Annotated in this window: 15 protein-coding genes; 9 read left to right on the top strand and 6 right to left on the bottom strand. The window is 74.1% G+C overall.

Going from position 1 to position 19,603, the window contains the following annotated elements; translation table 11 throughout:
* The first annotated feature begins 144 nt into the window (after nucleotides 1–144).
* Complete coding sequence (locus tag FRANEAN1_RS29005; protein WP_347176802.1) at nucleotides 145–3,132, top strand: glycosyltransferase; 2,988 nt, start codon at nucleotides 145–147, stop codon at nucleotides 3,130–3,132.
* On the top strand, nucleotides 3,129–4,706 hold the full coding sequence (locus FRANEAN1_RS29000) for a DUF5719 family protein (RefSeq protein WP_020463307.1): 1,578 nt from the start codon (nucleotides 3,129–3,131) through the stop codon (nucleotides 4,704–4,706). The genes FRANEAN1_RS29005 and FRANEAN1_RS29000 overlap by 4 nt, the downstream gene beginning before the upstream one ends.
* Before the next feature lie 63 nt (nucleotides 4,707–4,769).
* Here FRANEAN1_RS29000 and manA read toward each other — a convergent pair whose 3' ends face one another.
* Both manA and FRANEAN1_RS28990 read right to left on the bottom strand, forming a co-directional pair.
* Nucleotides 4,770–6,059 carry a mannose-6-phosphate isomerase, class I gene (gene manA, locus FRANEAN1_RS28995; RefSeq protein WP_020463306.1) on the bottom strand — a complete coding sequence of 430 codons (1,290 nt, stop codon included), beginning with the start codon at nucleotides 6,057–6,059 and terminating at the stop codon, nucleotides 4,770–4,772.
* Nucleotides 6,060–6,129: 70 nt separating this feature from the next.
* A complete protein-coding gene (locus FRANEAN1_RS28990) occupies nucleotides 6,130–6,525 on the bottom strand; it encodes a metallopeptidase family protein (protein WP_041254899.1) in 396 nt (131 codons plus the stop codon).
* A gap of 374 nt (nucleotides 6,526–6,899) precedes the next feature.
* Between FRANEAN1_RS28990 and FRANEAN1_RS28985 the strand changes: the two genes are divergently transcribed.
* The 4 genes from FRANEAN1_RS28985 to FRANEAN1_RS28970 all read left to right on the top strand — a co-directional run bounded on the left by FRANEAN1_RS28985 (nucleotide 6,900) and on the right by FRANEAN1_RS28970 (nucleotide 10,272).
* On the top strand, nucleotides 6,900–7,301 hold the full coding sequence (locus FRANEAN1_RS28985) for a DUF3499 domain-containing protein (RefSeq protein WP_041254898.1): 402 nt from the start codon (nucleotides 6,900–6,902) through the stop codon (nucleotides 7,299–7,301).
* A 217-nt stretch (nucleotides 7,302–7,518) separates the two neighbouring features.
* A complete protein-coding gene (locus tag FRANEAN1_RS28980) occupies nucleotides 7,519–8,880 on the top strand; it encodes a phosphomannomutase/phosphoglucomutase (RefSeq protein ID WP_020463303.1) in 1,362 nt (453 codons plus the stop codon).
* Nucleotides 8,880–9,080, top strand: a complete 201-nt coding sequence (locus FRANEAN1_RS28975; RefSeq protein ID WP_018501528.1) for a Trm112 family protein — start codon at nucleotides 8,880–8,882, stop codon at nucleotides 9,078–9,080. The genes FRANEAN1_RS28980 and FRANEAN1_RS28975 overlap by 1 nt, the downstream gene beginning before the upstream one ends.
* Before the next feature lie 19 nt (nucleotides 9,081–9,099).
* On the top strand, nucleotides 9,100–10,272 hold the full coding sequence (locus FRANEAN1_RS28970) for an SIS domain-containing protein (RefSeq protein ID WP_020463302.1): 1,173 nt from the start codon (nucleotides 9,100–9,102) through the stop codon (nucleotides 10,270–10,272).
* 110 nt (nucleotides 10,273–10,382) lie between these two features.
* Here the strand turns inward: FRANEAN1_RS28970 and FRANEAN1_RS28965 are convergent, their stop codons facing one another.
* The 4 genes from FRANEAN1_RS28965 to FRANEAN1_RS28950 all read right to left on the bottom strand — a co-directional run bounded on the left by FRANEAN1_RS28965 (nucleotide 10,383) and on the right by FRANEAN1_RS28950 (nucleotide 16,793).
* On the bottom strand, nucleotides 10,383–10,961 hold the full coding sequence (locus FRANEAN1_RS28965) for a lytic polysaccharide monooxygenase auxiliary activity family 9 protein (protein ID WP_020463301.1): 579 nt from the start codon (nucleotides 10,959–10,961) through the stop codon (nucleotides 10,383–10,385).
* A gap of 68 nt (nucleotides 10,962–11,029) precedes the next feature.
* Nucleotides 11,030–12,472: a hypothetical protein gene (locus tag FRANEAN1_RS28960; protein ID WP_347176801.1), complete on the bottom strand. Its 1,443-nt coding sequence runs from the start codon at nucleotides 12,470–12,472 to the stop codon at nucleotides 11,030–11,032.
* Between the two features lie 180 nt (nucleotides 12,473–12,652).
* Nucleotides 12,653–15,112: a transglycosylase domain-containing protein gene (locus FRANEAN1_RS28955; RefSeq protein ID WP_020463299.1), complete on the bottom strand. Its 2,460-nt coding sequence runs from the start codon at nucleotides 15,110–15,112 to the stop codon at nucleotides 12,653–12,655.
* 670 nt (nucleotides 15,113–15,782) lie between these two features.
* A complete protein-coding gene (locus FRANEAN1_RS28950; protein WP_020463298.1) occupies nucleotides 15,783–16,793 on the bottom strand; it encodes a stage II sporulation protein M in 1,011 nt (336 codons plus the stop codon).
* A gap of 92 nt (nucleotides 16,794–16,885) precedes the next feature.
* Between FRANEAN1_RS28950 and tnpA the strand changes: the two genes are divergently transcribed.
* The 3 genes from tnpA (at nucleotide 16,886) to FRANEAN1_RS28935 (ending at nucleotide 19,585) form a co-directional block, all read left to right on the top strand.
* Nucleotides 16,886–17,308: an IS200/IS605 family transposase gene (tnpA, locus tag FRANEAN1_RS28945; protein WP_041254897.1), complete on the top strand. Its 423-nt coding sequence runs from the start codon at nucleotides 16,886–16,888 to the stop codon at nucleotides 17,306–17,308.
* Complete coding sequence (locus tag FRANEAN1_RS28940; RefSeq protein ID WP_020463296.1) at nucleotides 17,305–18,504, top strand: RNA-guided endonuclease TnpB family protein; 1,200 nt, start codon at nucleotides 17,305–17,307, stop codon at nucleotides 18,502–18,504. Before tnpA ends, FRANEAN1_RS28940 begins: the two co-directional genes overlap by 4 nt.
* Nucleotides 18,505–18,634: 130 nt before the next feature.
* A complete protein-coding gene (locus tag FRANEAN1_RS28935; protein ID WP_020463295.1) occupies nucleotides 18,635–19,585 on the top strand; it encodes an RDD family protein in 951 nt (316 codons plus the stop codon).
* The last annotated feature ends 18 nt before the right edge of the window (nucleotides 19,586–19,603 follow it).

Raw genomic sequence — 19,603 nt, 5'->3', positions numbered from 1 at the left:
TCCCGAGGAGCCGTTCGTCCCGGTCAGCGGGTCGTAGCGGTCGTCGTGACGCGGCGGGATCAGCCCGCGGCGCCCGGCGGCCACGACCCGCGACGAAACGGTCTCGGCAGTACTGGCACCGCTGCGGCGGTCGCTGCGGGCCCGGTGGGTCCGGTGGTCGCGCTGACCGCGTCGACCCGCCCGCCCGAGCGGATCGTGGTCGTCCGTCTCGGCGGCCCCGCGATCCCGGCGCAGCGAATCCCGGCGCAGTGGGTTCCGGCGCAGTGGGTTCCGGCGGCAGACAGCCCCACGCAGCCGAGCCCGGACCCTGACGTCCCGAGCCTTCCCGCCCGAGACGTCCCGGGCCTGCCCGCTGGGGACGTCCTGAGCCTGCCTGCCGGGACGTCCTTCGGTGTCGCGGTCGCGGCCGGTATCCGGCACGGCGGGCTGGGCGGCGCGCCCGACACCTTCTACTGGCTGATCCACGACGGCGTCCTGCCACGGCCCGACGCCCTGGAACGACTGCTCACCTACGCCCGCGTCGACCCGGGCGCGGCGGTCCTCGGTCCCAAGGTGCTCGACGCCGCCCGACCGGAATTCCTGCTCGAGGCGGGTGTGACGGTCGACCGGGCCGGCCGGCGGATCACCGGTGTCGTCCCGGGCGTGCCCGACCACGGCCAGCATGACGCCGTGCGGGACGTGCTGGCCGTCTCCTGCACGGGGATGCTCGTGCGAGCCTCGGCATGGGAGCGGCTCGGCGGCCTGGCAGCGGACATGACCGCCGGCCTCGATCTGGATCTCGGCGCCCGCGCGGCGCGGGCGGGCCTGCGGGTCGTCGTCGTGCCCCCGGCGGCGGTGCTGCTCGCGCCGCCCGCACGTACCGACGCGCCCCTCGCTGACAGGCCCCTCGCGTCCGCCGCGTCCCGCGCGGGCGACCGTGTCGGGAGGGTCGCGGGAGCGCGGGTGCGACTCGCGCTGACGGCGGCGCCCTTCCTCGTACCGGCCGTGCTCGCGTTGGTGGTCGCGGGCGCGGCGCGGGCCGGTGCCCGCCTGCTCCTCCCGCCCCGGGACAGCGGTGATCTGAGCGGCCCGCGTTCCCGCGGCCGGTGGCGCGACGCGTTGACCGAGCTGTGGATCGCCGGTGCCGTCCTCGCCGGCCCGCGGCCCCTGTTCCGGATGCGCGTGCGGTTCGGCCGGTGCGTGACGGTGCCGCGGCGCGCCGTGCGCGAGCTGCTGTCGGCCCGACCCCGTGCGGTCGCCGACCGGGCGCCGAGTGGCCCCCGCGCGGCCGCCCCGCCGCGGGCGCTCGCGGTGGTGATGGCCCTGTTCCTGGGGGCGGCTGGCCTGGCCGTCCGCCGGTTGCCACCGGACGCCGTCGGCGGTGGCGTGCCGATGCCCGAGTACGCCGGTGACCTGTGGTCCGTGGTGTGGTCCGGTTGGCAGGGCTCCGCGGGCGGCGTGCTCGGCTGGCCGGGCTCCGCACCGCCCTGGACGGCTCTGCTCGCCGCGCTGTCGTCCGTCGCCGCCCCGGTCGGTCTCAGCGTGGCCGCGACCTGCTCGGTCGTGCTCGTCGTCGCTCCGGCCGCGGCGACCTACCTCGCGTACCGGGCCTCGGGACGGCTCGTCGGCTCGCGCGGCCCGAGGCTCGGCCTGGCGGCCCTGTACGGCGTGTCCCCGCCGGTCACGGGATCAGTGCTGGCCGGCCGGATCGAGACCGCCGTCGCCCTGGCGGTGCTGCCCGCCGTTCTCGCGGCGGGGGACGAGTTCCTCCGTGGCCGGACGGTCCGGGCCGGAGCGAGCGGTTCCGGTTCCGGAACCGGCCTCGACGCCGACGCCGGTGGGCGCGGGCGCGCGGGCTGGCGGCTCGCCGTCTCCCTGGCCCTCGTCGTCGCGTGCATGCCGGTGCTGGCACCGATCGCGCTGGTCGGCCTGCCCACGGCGGCCTGGGCCGTCCGGAGATCACGGCCGCCGGGCACGCAACCGCCGCCGGTCGGGCCGGTGCCGGTACTTGGTGTGCTGATCGCGGGAGCCGTCCCCCTGCTGCCCGGCCTCGTCACGGGGGGCGTCGGGTGGTGGCCCGCCGCTGTGTCGCCCCTGTCGGGCTCGGAGCTGACCGGCCTGGTGGCCGGCGCTCCCGGTGACGAGAGGCGGGCCGCGGCGCTCTGCCTCTTCGTGGCGCTGTGCCTCTTCGCGGCGCTGTGCCTGCTGCTCACCGCCTGCCCCCGCCTGCTCGGCCGTCGGGCGTCCTCCGGGGTCGGTGGTGTGGCCACCGGCTGGGCGCCGGCCACGGCGCGGGTCGGGGCGGTCCTGCTCGGCGGATGTGTGCTGGCGTTCGCCGCCGGCCTGGCCACCGCGACGCCGATTCCGGGTCCCGCGCAGGAGGAGAGCCCGGCCCGCGCGGTCGCCGCGCTGAGCCGGACGGGCGGACCAGGCGCGCGCGTCCTGGTGCTGCGCCGGTCCGGCCCGTCGGGGCCGGTCGCGTACAGCCTGGCCGCCCAGGGCGGGCCGAGGTTCCCCGCCGCCGCCCCGCACCGGCCGCCCTCCGCTGCCGACCGGGCGCTCGCGACGCTCGTGGCGGACATCTCCGCCGGTCTCCCGGACGCCGCCGACGCGCTGCCGGCGTTCGGTGTGGCCGCGGTCGTCGTCCCGGCGGGTTCGGCCGACCCGGCGCTGGTGGCCGCACTCGACGCGGTGGACGGCCTCTCCCGGGAGAGGCGCGGCCCTGACGTGCTGCTGTGGCGCCCGGTCGCCGCCGCCCCCGGTGCCGGGGAAGGCACGACCCTGCTCCGGCTCGGCTCGCCCGGTCCGGCCGGATCGACCCGGCTGCCCGGCGGCGCCGCGGGGCGCCGGGTGGTGCTCGCCGAACCCGCCGATTCCGGCTGGCGGGCGACCCTGGACGGCGCGCCGCTGCCCGCGGCGGTCGCGGACGGCTGGGCGCAGGCGTTCGTCCTGCCGGCCGAGGGCGGCCTGCTCGAGGTCTCCTACGATCACCACCGCCACCGCGCCGCCGTGCTGGCGACCGCCGCAGCCGGGGCGCTCCTGCTGGCCGCGGGCCCCTTGGCCGCCGTCCCGCGCCGGCGCAGTGGCCGCCGCGCGGCGGCCACGCGGGCGGCGGCCACGCGGGCGGCGGCCACGCGGGCGGAGACCACGTGAAGCGGATCGTGGTGCCGGCCGGGGTGGCGTGCCTGGTCGGGGTGGTCGCGGCCCTGCTCACCACGGCGGGGCCTCGTCCGCCCGCAGCCGTCCCCAGACCGGTCACCGCGGCCACCCTGGACTGCCCGGATCTCGGCCTGAGGGGGCAGGTGCCCCAGCTGCTGGACGTCGTGCGCGGCTCGGGGCCCGACGGGGTGGTCCGGCCATCCGGTGGCGGCGCGCTGCTCGGCGGCGACCGCCAGCACGACGAGCTGCTCTACCTGCCGCGTCCAGACCCGGGTGGCCCAACTCCGGGCGGCCCGGCTCCGGGCCGCACGGACCTGGACGGGCCGGACAGCGGCCAGTCGGTGGCACGGGGGCCTGCCGGCGGTCCGTTGCGGCTTGTCGCGACCGGGTCCGCCGCGGCCGGCCTCACCGCGACCGTGACCTCCCCCGGGTCGGGAGCGGGACCGTTGCGAGCCCGCTGCGAGCAGTCCCGCGCGCGGACGTGGTTCGCCGGCCCGGCCACCGTCGCCGGCCGCGATCCCGTCCTGTACTGGACGAACACCGGTCCGCGGCCGGCCCGGGTCAGTGTGGGCGCCGTGTCGTCGGGCCAGACGGCGCCCCGGGTGGAGGTGACCGTTCCGGTCGGGCGCACGGTCAGCCGGCGCCTGGCCGAGCTCGCCCCCGAGGCGACCGTGACCACCGTCGACGTCGACGTGCACACCGGCCGGGTCCTGAGCTGGATGGTCGACCGCGCGAGCGGCTCCGGGCCGGCGGCGGCCACGCCCGTGCCGCCGACCGCCGGTCCGGCCACCCGGGTCCTGCTCGGCGGGTTCCTCACTCCTGCCGGGTCCGGCGGTACGGGGGCACCGGCCGCCGGCCCGCCAACGGCCGATCTCGTGCTCTCCGCTCCCGGAGCGGCGGCGACCGTACGCGTCAGTGTGATCACGGCCTCGGGTCGCCACACCCCGGTCGGCCTGGAGGCCGTGCGGATCCCGGCCGGCGCGGCGCTGCGCCGCCTGGTCACGCTGACTCCGGCGAGTCCGTCCGCCCTGCTGGTCGAGTCGACGGACGGGGGCGGGATCGTCGCGGCGCTCGGCCTGCCCACCGGCGTGGCCGCGGCGGCCCCCGCGGCGCCGGGCAGCGGTCCGCCGAACGGGCGTACCTGGGTCGCCGGGGTCGTTCCGGAGCGGCCCCGCTGGGCGGGCGTCGTCGTCGGCGACCCGGGCGCGGCCGGGCCGACACCGCCGGGTCTGGTCGTCGCGGCGGCGCCGGTACCGGCCTGGACGGCCGGCGCGCTCGTCCTGGTGGCGCCCCGGCGGGCCGCCACCGTCTGGGTCGACGGCCGCCGGTTCGAGGTCGGCGCGGGTCGCGCGGTGCTGGCGCCGCTGCCGGCGGGCCGCGTCGGCGCGCGTGTCGTCGGCACCGGCGGCCCGCTCGTCGCGAGCCAGGTCCTCGGCACCGCGCCGCCGTCCGCGGGAGTGGTGACCGCGCTGGTGCCGCGGACCGTCTCGGCCGTCGTGCCGCTTACTGGCGCGTGGCGCCTCCGGTACGGTCCGGCGTCGCTGGCCGATCCGCGCGTCGCCTGGTGAGCGGCACCCGCCCAGGCCAAACGAAGGTGTAGTGGTCTGCGTGTGCTCTCTGTCTGGCCGGGCTCAGACGCGGGAGCCCGCGGCGAAGACCCGTCCCGTGCCGGTGAGTGTCAGGGCTGCCGGGCCGGTCACCAGGGCCGAGCCGCCGCGGCGCAGGGTCATCGGCGCCAGCGGCGAGCCCGCCAGGTCCGTGCCCGCGACCTCGACGCTGCCCTCCACCGCCAGCAGCACGGACGTGTCGGGCACCGCCACGCTGCCACCGGCGCAGACAGCCTCGCGCAGGACGAAGTCGTCCACCGGCACATCCCAGGCCCGCAGCTGGCCGCCGGGGCCGGTCGCCAGCGGGCGCGGGGTGAGTACCGGAGCGCTGGTGGGGCGCGGGTCGAGGATCCGCAGCAGCTCGTCGACGTCGATGTGCTTCGGGGTGAGCCCGCCGCGCAGGACGTTGTCCGACGTGGCCATGATCTCGATCCCGACGCCCTGGACGTAGGCGTGCAGCAGCCGCGCCGGCTGGAACAGGCCCTCGCCGGGGCGCAGCGTGACGTCGTTGAGCAGCAGCGCCGCGGCGATGCCGACGTCCCCGGGGTGGGTCTCGGCGAGCAGCAGGACGAGCTCGGCCGCGCGACGCAACTGCTCGTCCGCGTCGGGGGAGACCCGCTCGGCGGCGGCGACCACCCCGGCGGCCAGCTCCTCGCCGGCCTGCGGGGGGAGTGTCAGCAGGCTGCGCAGCACCTGGGTGGCGCCGCCGGCCGGATCGGTCGCCAGGGGCGCGAACGCGGCGATCAGACCGGGATGGCCGAGCCCGCGCGCGATCGCGAGGGTGGCGCCGGGCGCCCGGATGCCGGCGAGGGCCCGGAACGGCGTCAGGGCCACGATCAGCTCGGGCTTGTGGTTGCGGTCCCGGTAGCGGCGGCGCGGGTCGTCGGGAGTGATCCCTGCGGCCTGCTCGGCGTCGAAGCCGGCGCGTGCCTGCTCGACGTTCGGGTGGACCTGCAGCGACAGGGCCTTGTCGGCGGCGAGCACCTTCAGCAGGAAGGGCAGCTCGCCGACGAGGTCGGCGGCCGGCCGCCGACCTGAGGTTCCGGTGCCCACGACCTCGGCCGGGGCCTGGGGGTGGGTGCCCAGCCACAGCTCGGCGACGGGCTCCCCGTCGGACGGGACGTCCAGGAGGTCGGGTATCGCGGTCGGCGAGCCCCAGGCGTAGCGCTGTGCCCGGCCGTGCAGCTCCAGGATGCGGACCGGGGCACGCGGCGGTGGTGCCCCGCGTGGCGCGCCCGCCGGTCGGCCGGTCCGCGCGTCCCACCTCCGAACGGACGTCCCGGTGTTGGCTGGTGTGGTCTCCCCGATGGTCACACGTGTCTCCGTCCCCGCGTCGGCGGTCGTGAGCGGCTCTGAGCCCGTCGGGTGGCTCTCGTGGTGGGCCCTACTCCTCGTCGTCGCCCCAGCCATGGCCTTCGGGGTCGATCACGGCCGGGTCGACGTCCATCATCTCGGCGACCTCGTGGATGATCGCGTCGAGGACCAGCTCGGCGAGGTCTTCGTTGTCGACGGCGCGCGCTTCGAGCGGGCGCCGGTAGATGACGATCCGCCGCGGCGTGGCCGAGCGGCCCTTTCCGGTGGCCGGCTGGTAGTGCGCCAGCGGGATGCTGTCGTCGGTCACCGTGATCGGCGGTACGTCCTCGACGGCGAACTCGACGTCGGCGAGCTCGGCGGACCACCGGTGGTCCAGGTGCTCGACCGCGTCCAGGACTAGGTCGTCGAAACGCTCACCGCGGGTGGCGTAGGCGGGCACGTCCGGGGGTAGGAGCGTGCCACGCATGCCGCGGCCCCGCCTGTCCCGCCGCCGACGGGCGGGGATCGGGCGTCCGGCCGCGGGGAAGCGCACCCTGGGCGTGCTGGCTGGTTCGGCCATCGTGCCAGGGTAACGCCGGGTCCGTCCGGCGATCACCGCGGCGGCGTGGAGAACCGGGCAAGTCGGCCCCGGACCCCCACCCACACCCCCACCTAGGGGGGCCCGACCAGGATCGACACGGCGTCAGAAGGCGGTTTTGGTCGAAGCGTGTGCGACGTTCTGGTGTAATTGTGTGCGTGGAGCAACCGGGCGATAACCACTGCGTCACAGTGACCTCTGTCGGTGCGCGACACGGCGGGCGGTGGTGGCCGTCGCCCGTTCCGGGGTCTACCGTCCGGAACGTGAAGCCTCGGCGCTGCTCCCGCTCGGCCTGTTCCGCGGCCGCGATCGCCACGCTCACCTACGCCTACGCGGAGTCCACCGCCGTACTCGGTCCGCTGTCGCCGTTCGTCGAGCCGCACTCGTATGACCTGTGTGGGGTCCACGCCGACCGGCTGACCGTGCCGCTCGGCTGGGCCGTGGTCCGGATCGAGGCCGAGCAGGCCGAACACCAACAGGCCGGCCAGGAGCCGACGTCCGACGACATCGAGGCGCTCGCCGACGCCGTGCGTGACTCCGCCCCGCGCCGTGGGCCGGAGCCGCCCACCGGTCCGGCTGGTCCCGCTGGTCCCGGTGCGGTGCCGCCCGGCGGTCCCGGCGGCCGTGGCCGCGGCCACCTGCGTGCGGTGCCGAGCCCGTCGTGACGTCCGCGCCCGTCGTGACGTCCGCCTGACCCGCCCGCGTCTGACCCGCCCGCCGCCGCGGTACCTCGCACCGGCGCACCGGCGCCGGCCTGCCATGCCTCGTGACGCCGTCCCGCGCCGAACCCGCCCCGCGCGGCAAGGCGCTGACGGGGATGTCGCCCCGGCCGGATAAGGTCAACCCGGTCGATCGACGCCGGTCAGGGAAGGTGGTTACGGGGTGCACGACCTCTCACGGATCTTCAAGGCATACGACGTGCGAGGTGTGGTGCCGTCCGAGTTCGACGTGGAGGTGGCTCGGGCCACCGGCGCGGCGTTCGTCTGCCTGCTCGGAGCCGACCGGATCGTCACCGCCCACGACATGCGCGAGTCCTCCGTCCCGCTGGCGGCCGCCTTCGCGGACGGCGCCACCAGCCAGGGCGCGGACGTCATCGCCGCCGGTCTCGGGTCGACCGACCTGCTCTACTTCGCGGCCGGCTCGCTGGACCTGCCCGGCGCCATGTTCACCGCCTCGCACAACCCGGCGAAGTACAACGGCATGAAGCTGTGCCGGGCCGGCGCGGCGCCGATCGGGCAGCAGACCGGCCTGGCGGAGATCCGGGCGCTGATCGAGGCCGGCGTGCCGGAGCACACCGGCCGGCCGGGCACCGTCACCACCCGCGACCTGCGTGACGACTACGCGCGTCACCTGCGCTCCCTCGTCGACCTGAGCCGGATCCGCCCGCTGAAGGTCGTCGTGGACGCCGGCAACGGCATGGCGGGTCTGACCGTCCCGGCGGTGTTCGACGGGCTGCCGCTGACCGTCACCCCGATGTACTTCGAGCTCGACGGCTCCTTCCCGAACCACGAGGCCAACCCGATCGAGCCGGAGAACCTGCGCGACCTGCAGGCCGCCGTGCGCTCCTCGGGCGCGGACATCGGGCTCGCCTTCGACGGCGACGCCGACCGCTGCTTCGTCGTCGACGAGCGCGGCGAGATCGTCTCCCCGTCGGTCATCACCGCACTGGTCGCCGAGCGCGAGCTGCGCCGCGAGCCGGGCGCGACCATCATCCACAACGTGATCGTCAGCCGGGCCGTCCCCGAGCTGGTGACCGAGCGCGGCGGCGCGCCGGTGCGCACCCGCGTCGGCCACTCGTTCATCAAGGCCGAGATGGCCCGTACCGGCGCGGTGTTCGGCGGCGAGCACTCCGGTCACTTCTACTTCCGGGACTTCTGGCGCGCGGACTCCGGCATGCTCGCGGCCCTGCACGTGCTGGCCGCGCTGGGCGGGCAGGGTGGCCCGCTGTCCGGCCTGCTCGGCGGCTACGCCCGCTACGCGGCCTCCGGGGAGATCAACTCCGAGGTCGCGGACGCCGACGTGGCGATGAACGAGGTCGAGAAGGCCTACGCCGCCCGGGCGGTCGACATCGACCACATGGACGGGCTGACCGTGTCGCTGGCCGACGGGTCATGGTTCAACCTCCGGCCGTCCAATACCGAGCCACTGCTGCGCCTGAACGTCGAAGGGCGCGATGATGCCATGATGTGCCGGCTGCGCGACGACATCCTCGTCTGCATCCGCGGTGGAAGGGAGAACTCCTGATGAGCCTCGACCCCCTGTTGCTGGAGATCCTCGCCTGCCCGTGCCCGGAGCATGCTCCGCTGCGGCAGGAGACGCTGGACGGCGCTCCCGTGCTGGTCTGCGAGTCGTGCGGTCTGGCCTTCCCGGTTCGCGACGACATCCCGGTGATGCTGCTCGACGAGGCGAAGCCATTCCCGGCCGCGGCCGGATCCTCGTCCTGACTGGCGCCGCGCGGCCCGCGTGAACGTCGACGAGCCCATCCTGGACGACGCGCGCAGGCTCGAGGCCGCGGACACGCTCAACCTGCTCCCGAACACGGCCTCGGCGGCGCGCCAGGTCCGGGAGAGCTGGCGCCTGGCGCAGGAGGCCGGTGTCGGGTCGCTCGCGGCCGACGGCCGGCCCCGCGCGGTCGTGGTCGTCGGGGTGGGCGCCTCGGCGCTCGCCGGGGACGTGCTCGACGCCGTCGCCGGGCAGGCCGCACCGGTGCCGGTGATCGCGCACCATCGGCACGGGCTGCCCGGTTGGGCCGGAGTGGCTGACGTGGTCCTCGCCGTGTCCGTGTCCGGTACCTCCGCGGAAACCCTCTCGGCCGTCGAGGAGGCGCACCGGCGGGGCTGCCGGCTGGCCGTCGTCGGCCCCGCGGACTCTCCGTTGTCCCACCTCGCGGAGCTGGCCAGGGCGCCGTTCGTGGCGCTGCCCGACGCCCGGCCGGCGCACACCGGCCTGTGGTCGCTGGCCGTCCCGGTGCTCGCCGCCGCGGCGGCGCTCGGGGTGCACCGCGAGGGCGAGGCCGCGATCGAGGCCGCCGCGGTGCGCCTGGAGGCGATGGCCACCAGGTGCCGGCCGACGAGCGAGTCGTTCGTCAACCCGGCGAAGACGCTGGCCCTCGAGCTGGCCGGCGCTCTGCCGCTGTGGTGGGGCACGACCCGGCTGAGTGAGGTCGCCGCGATCCGGGCCGCCGGTGTGCTTGCGGCGAACGCGGGCTACCCCGCGCTGGTCGGAGCGCTGCCGCATCCGGCCGAGGACCAGGTTGCGCTGTTCCGCGGTGCCTTCGGTTCCGGCAGCGGCGGGGCCGCCTCGGACGGTGGCGAAGGCACCGGCGCCGACGACGAGTTCGCCGACTTCTTCCGCGACCGGGTCGACGACGAGGCTGTCGTACGGCTTCGGCTGATCCTGCTGCGTGATCCCGCCGGCGAGCATCCCGAGGTCGCCCGTGCGGCGGAGCGGGCCGTCATGCTGGCGGGTGAGCACGGCGTCGGCGTCACCGAGCTGCGGGCGGAGGGCATGGCGCCGCTGGAGCGCCTGGCCTCCCTGATCGGCCTGATCGACTTCGCGGGCAGCTACGTCGGACTCGTACTCGGGGTCGACCCCGGCGCCGCGCTGCGGCTGCGGGAGATCGGCACCGCCCGCTGAACCGCTGAACCGCCGGCGGTGAGTTGGCCCGGCCGGCCGGGTCGGGCGACGCGGCCGGCCGGCGTGCCCCGCCGGGCCGGTGGGAGCTCCCTGGTCAGGGCAGGCGGTGATCAGGAGAAACTAAGGTCCATGACCTGATAGAAGGCATTTCCGGTGTCGGCTACCTCCCACACGGCCAGCACCGCGTGATAGCCGCGGCGGTTGGGCAGCGGCAACGTGTGCATGGTCGGATCCAGCGGGATCAGATCATCGCTTGACCAGTAGGGCTGTCCCGGGTTCTGGACCTGGTGGAAGGGTTCTGATTCGAACTGGTCGCGGGTTAGCGGGGCATTCGGATCCCACCCGTCCCGGGTGATGAAATAGTTCCATCGTCGGGTCTTGTGCGCGGTGTGGTAATGCCAGGTGACGGTTAGTTCCTGGCCCGCCTTCACCGGGTGCTTCGCCCAGTTGCGGCCCGGGTCGTCCAGTATGGCGGCGAAATCATGGCCCGCGCTGGCGATTTTGCCGTCCGCGGGCGGTTGGCTGCTCGTCACGTCGTCCGGGGCGTACGGGTCCCGGAGTCCGGCCTGCGTGGCAGGAAAGAACTTCCCGGATTCCAGTCCGGCTGCCTGCCACGCCTCCAGGATTTGGGAACGGCAGGGCGGGTCGGTAATCAGGCCATGGCGCGTACCGCGCTCTACTTCGGTCATGAATCGAGCGTAGTTCGGAAATCAATGTTTCGCCGTTCGGTAGGCCTTTATCGGCCGGCCGGCGTCTATTATTCCCGATGGCCCGGTTGGGGTCGGTGTTCGAGGAGTGCCGCCAGCGCGCGCAGCTGGAGCTCCCACCGGTCACCGGCCGCCTGCGCGGACATCGCCCGGACGAGGGCCGGCGCCCGCGGGGCGGCCTCGTCGAGCGGTCGGTGCAACAGGCGCAGCACCGCGCTGTCCCAGACGGTGGTCTGCACCCGCCCCCGCTCGCCGAGGGCCACGATCCTGTCCCCGGCGGGCGAGACGGCCAGCGTGATCAGGAACTCCGGCCCGCGGAGAAAGCCGACCAGCGCGCGGTCCGGCCAGGTGTGGACCTCGATCGACCCGCTCGCGTGCGCGACCAGCACATGCTCGCCATCCGGGAGGAAGAGCACGCGCTGGGCGGGCCCGACGGGCCAGTCCGCGACCGGCACGCTCCCGCCGAAGAACGACATGGTGCTCCCCGCGCGGGACGCGGCCGTCTCGCCGTCGGGGAGGAAGGAGACCTCCGCCACGGCGGACTCGAGCGTGGCGGCGGCGAGCTCCTTTCCCGTCCGCCGATCGGCGACAGTGACCTGACGCGGCGTCCCGGGGCGCCGTCGGGTGACAAGGCAGATCCGTTCGCCGTCCGCGGAGACGGCCAGGTTGGCGTCGGGGCGCAGTCCGACGTCCAGCTCGTGGCCGGCCGGTATGGGCAGGCGGACGGACGGCGGCCGCGGGTGGCCAGGCGCGCCGTCCGGCACCGCCGGCCACACCGTCATTTCACCGTCCGCGCGCACGGCGCAGACCGCCTCGTCCGGCCCGGCGGGCATGGGTGCCAGCGCGTAGAAGCCCGAAGGGGCGGAGTCCAGCTCGCGGACGACCAACGAGCCGGCGTCGTAGCCGAACACGAGCAGGCGCTCGGGCTCGCGCGGGAACCGGTCCGGCCGGTGGCAGGCGAAGATCTGGCCGTCGGCGGCGAACAGCAGCCGGGTGAACCGGCCGCCACCGAGCCCACGGGGCAGCGGATGCCACCACACCCGCCGGCAGCTCCACGGATCCCAGATCGTCAGGTGGTCGACCCGGAACGACCCGTCCCGGTGGACGAGGGCGATCAGGCCTGTATCGGGCGCCAGCGACGGTTGTGCCGCGGTGGCGATCCCGAGCCCGGTCAGCCCGCGGGCGACGGGTGGGAACCTGAGGGCGGAGGCCGCGTCTCGGCCGCTCCGGCCCAGGCCCACCTGCTGGTTCGTGTGCACCAGCAGGTCGAACAGCTCCGCGCTCCGCCTCGCGTGGGCGTCACCGTGCCCGTCGCCCCGGCCGCCGGGGCGCCAGCCGGTTCGGTGCAGAAGCGAGGCCGCCCGCAGCGCGTGACCGAAGGTCAGGCTCGGAAGCAGCTCCCACACCCGCTCCGGGTGGCCGGCCGCGAGCAGCGACGCGACCGGCTCGGGTGGTAGATCCTCGGTCACGTCACCGCCCCGCGCCGTGTTCATCTACCCGGGTTACGCCAGCGCCGGCCGAAACCCGCCAGCGCCCAGCCAACGCCGCCAGTGGGTCCACTGTCCCGGTCCGGCCCGCCCGCCGCCACCGGTTTTCCCGGACGGGCCACCTGGGGGTCACCAGGCCCGGGACCTGTCGGCGGGATTCCGCTCGGGCCCCGGGCCGTGGGACGCCTAGCGGCCCTGGTTGTTGCGGCCGGGTTGGCCCTGCTGTTGTTGCCCCTGGCCGGTGCCCTGGTTGGTCTGCGGCACGACGACCTGCCCCGGGCCCTGACCACCGCCACCGCCGCCCTGCCCGAACCCCGGGGTCTGGCCGGTGCCCGCGCCTGGCAGCAGATCTTCCAGGCTCGGCAGCGTCGGGGTGGGTGCCGGTGGTGGGGTGTTCATGAGTCGGCCGCCCCTGGTTCCCCGGGCCACGTCGCGGTCCGCGCCGGGCAGCGGCTGCACGGGCTGCCCGGCCAGCGCGCCCCGCATCGAACTGCCCCAGATGATCGCCGGCAGGTCGCCGCCGAACACGTGCGGCCAGGTGCGGCCGGCCGCGACGACGTTGCGCAGCGGGTGCGCGACCGCGCCGTGCGGGTCGCCAACGGCCACCGCCGCCGCGATCTGCGGGGTGTAGCCGACGAACCAGGCGCTGGAGAAGCCGTCGTTGGTGCCGGTCTTGCCCGCCGCGGGGTGGTCGAACCGGGCGTTCCCGCCGGTGCCCTTGGTGAGCACCCCGGCCAGGATGCTCGTCGTGGTGTCCGCGACGCCCTGGGACAGCACCCGCTCGCACTTCGGCGTGTTGCCCACGTCGATCTGCTGGCCACCGGCGTCGACCACCGAGGTGGCGAAGCGCGGCTCGCACCGGACGCCGCCGGCCGCCAGCGTGGAGTAGGCGACCGCCATGTCCATCGGGCTGACGTACTCACCGCCGATGGTGACGTCGCCCTTGGTCGGCGGGATGTCCTTGAGGTGGTCGGGGGAGACGCCGAGCCTGGTCGCCATCTCGACGACCGCCGGCACCCCGACCTCCTCCTCGAGCTGGATGAAGTAGGTGTTGACCGAATCCCAGGTCGCGTCGTCCATCCGGTAGATGCCGGCTTCGGCCGGGTCGGCGTTCTGGTAGCCCTTGGGGCAGTCCCCCTCGCCGCGGTCGAGCGGGAAAGCGTCGGTCGAGTAGCAGGCGGGGGAGTACCACGCCGTCCCCACGCCGTACCCCTGCTCGAGTGCGGCCGCCACGGTGAACGTCTTGAAGGTCGACCCGGGCTGGAACGTGGGCTCCATCGGCAGCGAGACCTTCGTCTGGTTCGCCGCCTCGTTGGTCCCGTAGACGCGGTTGACCGCCATCCCGAGGATCGCGCCGGTGCCCGGCTGGATGACGACCTCGGTCGCGGACACCCGGTTGTCCGGCGGGATGGTCGAGTTGACCGCCATCTGCGCCGCCTGCTGCACCTGCGGGTTCAGCGTGGTCTTGATGACCAGGCCACCCTCGTGGATGCGCCGGTCACGCTCCTCGGCGGTGGCGCCCAGCGCCGGGTTGGCGCGCAGCCGGGTGCGGATGTAGTCGCAGAAGAACGGCGCCACCGAGATCTCACAGGAGTCCTGCGTGGTCGGCTGGTCGCGGATGACGTCGATCGGCATCTGCCTGGCGGCGTCCGCCTGGGTGCGGCTGACGTAGTGCTCGTCGGCCATCCGGGTGAGCACCATGTTCCTGCGCTCGAGTGCGGCCTCCGGGTGGTTCACCGGGTCGTAGCGCGACGGGCTCTGGACGAGCCCGGCGAGCAGGGCGGCCTGCTCGAGGCTGACCTCGGAGATGGGAATGCCGAAGTAGTGCTCGGCCGCCGTCCCCACGCCGTACGCGCCGTCGCCGAAGTAGGCGATGTTCAGGTACCGGGTGAGGATCTCGTCCTTGCTGAACCGCTGCTCGATCGCGATCGCGTAGCGGAGCTCGCGCAGCTTGCGGTCCAGCGAGTCGCCGGCGACCGCGTCGCGCTCCTCGGGAGTGGTGGCGTCCTGCAGCAGCACGTTCTTCACGTACTGCTGGGTCAGTGTGGAGCCGCCCTGGGTGGTGGAGCCGGCCTCGCTGTTGCGGGCCGCGGCCCGCAACACCCCCTGGGGGTCGACACCGTTGTGAGAGTAGAAGCGGGCGTCCTCGATCGAGACGATCGCCTCCCGCATGATCTTCGGGATCTGGTCGCCGGTGACGACCTCCCGGTTCTCTGTACCGGTGAGCGTGGCGATCACGGATCCGTCCGCCGCGAGGATCTTGGAGCTCTGTGGCGGCGGCGGGATGACGAGGTCCGCCGGAAGTTCCAGGAAGTGGTCGGCGGACGCCTTCGCGAACAGCCCCGCGGCGCTCAGGAACGGCAACGCCATGAGGCCGACCGCGACGCCCATGGCGGTCGCGATGAGCCCCGCCCGGGTGAGGTGCCGCCGCCGGTCGACTGGGCGGCGAATTCCGCCCGTCGGCGGCCCGAACGGCAGGTCGTCGGCGCTGCCGAGCGGCGCCGACGTGCCGCGTGAACGGCTCCCCGGGGGACGCGGCACCGACCGCCCGAGCCGCCCGGGCCCGTTCGGCCCACCGCGGGACCGCCCGGCGGGACCACCTGTCTCGTCCGGGTGGGTGACACCACCCCGCGGCCGGCCAGCCATGCGGACCTGCGGGCCTCTCCTGCGTCCGGCACGACCGGACGCGGCGTCACCGCGGACCGGGGATGCCGACTCCTGTCCCTGTACCGTCGCTGTCACCCCCAACCCTCGCGGGCCCGGCTGTGCGTGCCGGAGCCCTGCCCTACCGGACCCGTCAAGCATGCGTGACGCCGCGCAAGGTCGCTCATCCGACCCGAGAAGGTCATCGGATGCGCACCGCCACGCGGCCCAGGGGTAACGGATCCGGTTCGTCACGGTCCACCCCGGTGGATCCCACTCCCAGGAACGCTAGACGAGCGAGCCGGGCCGCGCCCATCCGGCCCGCGCTGCCCCACGCCGCCGCTGCGCTCACCCACCCCCGCCACCCTCCGCGCCCACCGGTGTCACCAGAACTCCCGGAGGATGCCCTGGCCTTCAGCCCGGGGAGGAATTCGGTGTCCCGCGGAGTGGGGCAGGGGCCGGCGATCCGCCGCGAGGCGGATCGTCGTCCGAAAGCGCAATTCAACTGACCCCGCTCGGCCCGGGCAGCGTCGAGGCGACGGGGCAAACGTGCGGCAGAAAGCCGGATTGAACCGGGGCATCCTCGCCCAGTGTCGGGGTCTGCTTGTCACTGCACACCCCTCCCGGTGGGTGTGTAGGAGTTGGAACCCCGCGCTCACGCGGGCGGAGGACGTCAAGGCGCTACGGGCACGAGATCCGCGGCCAGGGACTCGTCGAGATCGCCGCGTTCTCCGGCGGCGACCGCACGGCTCCCATAGATCCACACGTAGGCGACGAAACCGGCCCAGGCCAGCGCGCCGATCCCGATCCGGATCGCGGTGGGCAGCGACGAGGGCGTCACGAACGCCTCGATGACCCCGGAGACGGCGAGCACGACCGCCATCCCGAGGACGATCCCGATCGCGGCCCTCCCCTCGGCGGCCAGTGCTTCGACCCGGCGCCGAGGCCCCGGAGCGATGATCGACCATCCCAGCCGCAGGCCGACCGCGCCGGCCACGAAGACCACGGTGAGCTCCAGCATCCCGTGCGGCAGGATGAGAGAGAAAAACTGCCCGCCCTCACCGCAGCTGCCCATGTAGCCGCCGACGACGCCCAGGTTCACCGAGTTCAGCAGCAGGACGAACAGCGTCGGCACGCCGAACAGGACACCGAACGCCACCGCCTGCGCCGACACCCAGGCGTTGTTGGTCCAGACCTGGCTGGCGAACGACGAGGCCGGGTTCTCGGTGTAGTAGCTGGCGAAGTCCGACCGGCACAGGTCGGCCACCTCGTCGGGCGGGACGAGATTCGCCCGGGCGTCCGCACTGTTCATGATCCAGAGTGCGAACGCGAGCGCGACCAGCAGCGACACCACCGTCGTGGCGATCACCCAGTAACGGCGCGCGTAGACCGCGGCGGGGAACGTGACGGCGAAGAACCTGCCCACGACATGCCAGCCCTGGTCCGGCGCGCCGACGACGGCGGCCCGGCCCCGGGTGACCAGACTCGCGAGATCATCGACCAGATTCGGATCGTGGGAACGGTCACGGATCACCGACAGGTGAGTGGCGGCGCGCTGATACAGCTCGACCAGCTCGTCGAGCTCGTCCGCAGACATCCGCCGGGGCCGGCCGGCGCGGTCGACGAGCTGACCCAGCCGGATCCACTCCGGACGGTGGACGGCGACGTACGCATCGAGGTCCATCAAGATTTCCCGAGGGGGCTGGCGCCTTCAGGCGTCAGGGGAATCGGGCGCGGACCGTAATCATGGATGTACGTCGCTGGTATTCTCGGATCATGGTTCGGGGGGTGACGGTGGGCGCGGGTGGCGTCTACGACCTCGGGTATCGCATCGTGTGGTGCCCGAAGTACCGCCGCCCCGTGTTCGCTGGTTCTGTCCGTGACCGCTGTGAGGAGCTGGTCCGGCGGAAGTGCACCGAGCACGAGTGGATGGTCGTCGCGTGGGAGGTCACGCCCGACCACGTGCGGCTGTTCGTCAAGGCTCATCCGAAGCACTTCCCGTCGTGTGTCGCCAACCCGCTCAAGGGGTTGACGTCCCGGGTGCTGCGCGTGGAGTTCGGGCATCTGCGTTCCCGGTTGCCGGCCCTGTGGTCGCGGTCGTACTTCGCCGGCGCCGTCGGCGCGGTTTCGCCCGAGACCGTCCGCCGGTACGTTGACACCCGGTACGGGCGGCTGTGGCGTGTGGAGCGTGCCCGGTGAGGCGGGCTTTCAGGTTCCTGCTCCGCCCGAGCGTGAAGCAGGCCGCCGCGCTGACGGCGATGCTCGATGATCACCGGGCACTTTACAACGCCGCGTTGCAGGAACGACGTGACGCCTACCGGCATCCGTCGAAGGCGACGGTCCGCTACGGCGACCAGTCCGCCCAGCTCAGGGAGATCCGCGCCTGCGACCCGGATCAGGGCCGCTGGTCGTTCTCCTCCCAGCAGGCCACCCTGCGTCGCCTCGACAAGGCGTTCGCCGGCTTCTTCCGCCGCGTCAAAGCAGGCGAGACCCCTGGCTACCCGCGGTTCAGAGGCGCGGGCCGGTTCGACACGGTCGAGTGGCCGAGGGACGGGGACGGCTGCCGCTGGAACTCCCAGCCCGAGCATCCCACCCGGACCCGGGTCCGGCTTCAAGGTGTCGGTCACGTCAAGGTTCACCAGCACCGGCCGGTGGCGGGCACGGTCAAGACGGTCTCGGTGCGGCGGGAAGGCCGCCGCTGGTATGTGGTCCTCTCCTGCGACGACGTGCCCGCGCGGCCGCTGCCGGCCACCGGGGTGGTGGTGGGGGTGGATATGGGTGTGGCGTCGCTGGTGACCCTCTCCGATGGCCGTCAGGTCGGTAACCCGCGTTTTCTTGCCGCGGCGGCCGGTCGGCTCGCGCGTGCGCAACGGGAACTGGCCCGTAAGAAGCGGGGGTCGACCCGGCGCCGGAAGGCCGTCGCGAAGGTCGCCGCGCTGCACGGCAGGGTTCGCCGGCAGCGCCTCGACCTCGCGCACACGGTCGCCCGCTCCCTGGTCGCTGACCATGATCTGATCGCTGTGGAAGCGTTGCGGATTGTGAACATGACTCGCCGGGGCTCGCCGAGACCCGATCCGGACCGGCCCGGAGTGTTCGTGGCGAACGGGCAGGCGGCGAAGTCCGGGCTGAACAGGAGCGTTCTCGACGCGGGATGGGGGGTGTTCCTCGCTGTGCTGCGTGCCAAGGCTGAAAGTGCCGGACGGACGGTCGTCGAGGTCAACCCCGCCAACACCTCCCGCACCTGCGCGGTCTGCGGGCACTGCCACGCCGACAACCGCAGAACACAGGCCGCGTTCACCTGTGTCGCGTGCGGGCATGCCGCGCACGCCGATGTGAACGCGGCGATCAACATCCTTCGGGCCGGGCTGGCCCGTCAGGCCACCGAAGCGGCCTGAGAAGCCGGCGGCACCAGTCGTCGGAGTAGTCACGGCAGGCTTTACTCTTCCAGACCGGTCCGCACTCCGTGCGTGCCGGGCATGATCGGTCGTGACCGGAACGGCGGCAGGTGGGCGCGGGGAGCGGCGGATGAACCAGGTGGTCACGGGTGAAGCTGTCGCCATCGACCTGCGGGTGGCCCGGCTGGGCTCTCGCATGATCGCCGGGCTCATCGACCTCGCCATCCAGGGCTACGCCCTCTACGTGACGGCCATCGCGGCCTTCCTCGTGGTCCAACCGGACAACGACGCCCTGACGGCCACTCTGTTCCTCGTCATCTACGTGGGTGTGGTCCTTGGGTATCCCGTCGCGTGCGAGACCTTCATGCGGGGCCGCACTGTTGGAAAAATGGTGCTGGGCCTGCGGGTCGTCCGCGACGACGGTGGCCCGATCCGCTTCCGGCACGCGCTCACCAGAGGGCTGATCGGCGCGGTCGTCGAACGGCCGGGGCTGCTACTCGGCCTGCCCGCCGTGATCAGCATGGTCGCGTCGAGCCGCTCCAAGCGGCTCGGCGACGTCTTCGCCGGCACCGTGGTCCTGCAGACGAACGTGCCGCGCACCATCGGCGCGCTCCCCACCGTCCCGCCGCCGCTGGCTGGCTGGGTCGCCACCCTCGACCTCACCGGCGTGGACGACGAGCTCGCCGTGCGCGCCCGCCGTTTCCTGGCCCGCGCCCACGAGCTCTCGGACGATTCCCGCGAGCGGATCGGTGGCGCCCTGCTGCGCGAGATCCGCGCCGCGGTGACACCGCAACCCCCTCCGGACGCACCCGGCTGGGCTGTCCTGTCTGCCGTGCTCGCCGAACGAACCCGCCGCGCGTACGGACGACTGACCGCGGGCCGGCAGCCCCAGGCCGCCGCAACGGGACATCCGCCAGGGGGACCGGCAGGCCGGTCCCCCGGCGGGCCGTATCTCGGGTCGGCGGGCTATCCGCCCTTCCCCGCCATGCCCTACCCGAGCGCCCCGCACCCGGCCGCGCCGTTTCCGGCCGCGCCCCACCCGCCGACCGCAGTACCGTCACCCCCCGCGGACCCGAGGTAAGCGGGGCCCCGGTTCGGG

This window comes from Parafrankia sp. EAN1pec (assembly GCF_000018005.1).
GTDB lineage: Bacteria > Actinomycetota > Actinomycetes > Frankiales > Frankiaceae > Parafrankia > Parafrankia soli.
The sequence above is the reverse complement of the archived record's forward strand: the minus strand, read 5'-3'. Positions and strand labels throughout refer to the sequence as shown.

Coding starts and splice junctions, on each gene's coding strand:
- FRANEAN1_RS28990 (WP_041254899.1), bottom strand. CDS start 6,525: ATGCGTGGCACGCTCCTACCCCCGGACGTGCCCGCCTACGCCACCCGC.
- FRANEAN1_RS28975 (WP_018501528.1), top strand. CDS start 8,880: ATGAGCCTCGACCCCCTGTTGCTGGAGATCCTCGCCTGCCCGTGCCCG.
- FRANEAN1_RS28965 (WP_020463301.1), bottom strand. CDS start 10,961: ATGACCGAAGTAGAGCGCGGTACGCGCCATGGCCTGATTACCGACCCG.
- FRANEAN1_RS28960 (WP_347176801.1), bottom strand. CDS start 12,472: ATGAACACGGCGCGGGGCGGTGACGTGACCGAGGATCTACCACCCGAG.
- FRANEAN1_RS28955 (WP_020463299.1), bottom strand. CDS start 15,112: ATGGCTGGCCGGCCGCGGGGTGGTGTCACCCACCCGGACGAGACAGGT.
- FRANEAN1_RS28950 (WP_020463298.1), bottom strand. CDS start 16,793: ATGGACCTCGATGCGTACGTCGCCGTCCACCGTCCGGAGTGGATCCGG.
- tnpA (WP_041254897.1), top strand. CDS start 16,886: ATGGTTCGGGGGGTGACGGTGGGCGCGGGTGGCGTCTACGACCTCGGG.
- FRANEAN1_RS28935 (WP_020463295.1), top strand. CDS start 18,635: ATGAACCAGGTGGTCACGGGTGAAGCTGTCGCCATCGACCTGCGGGTG.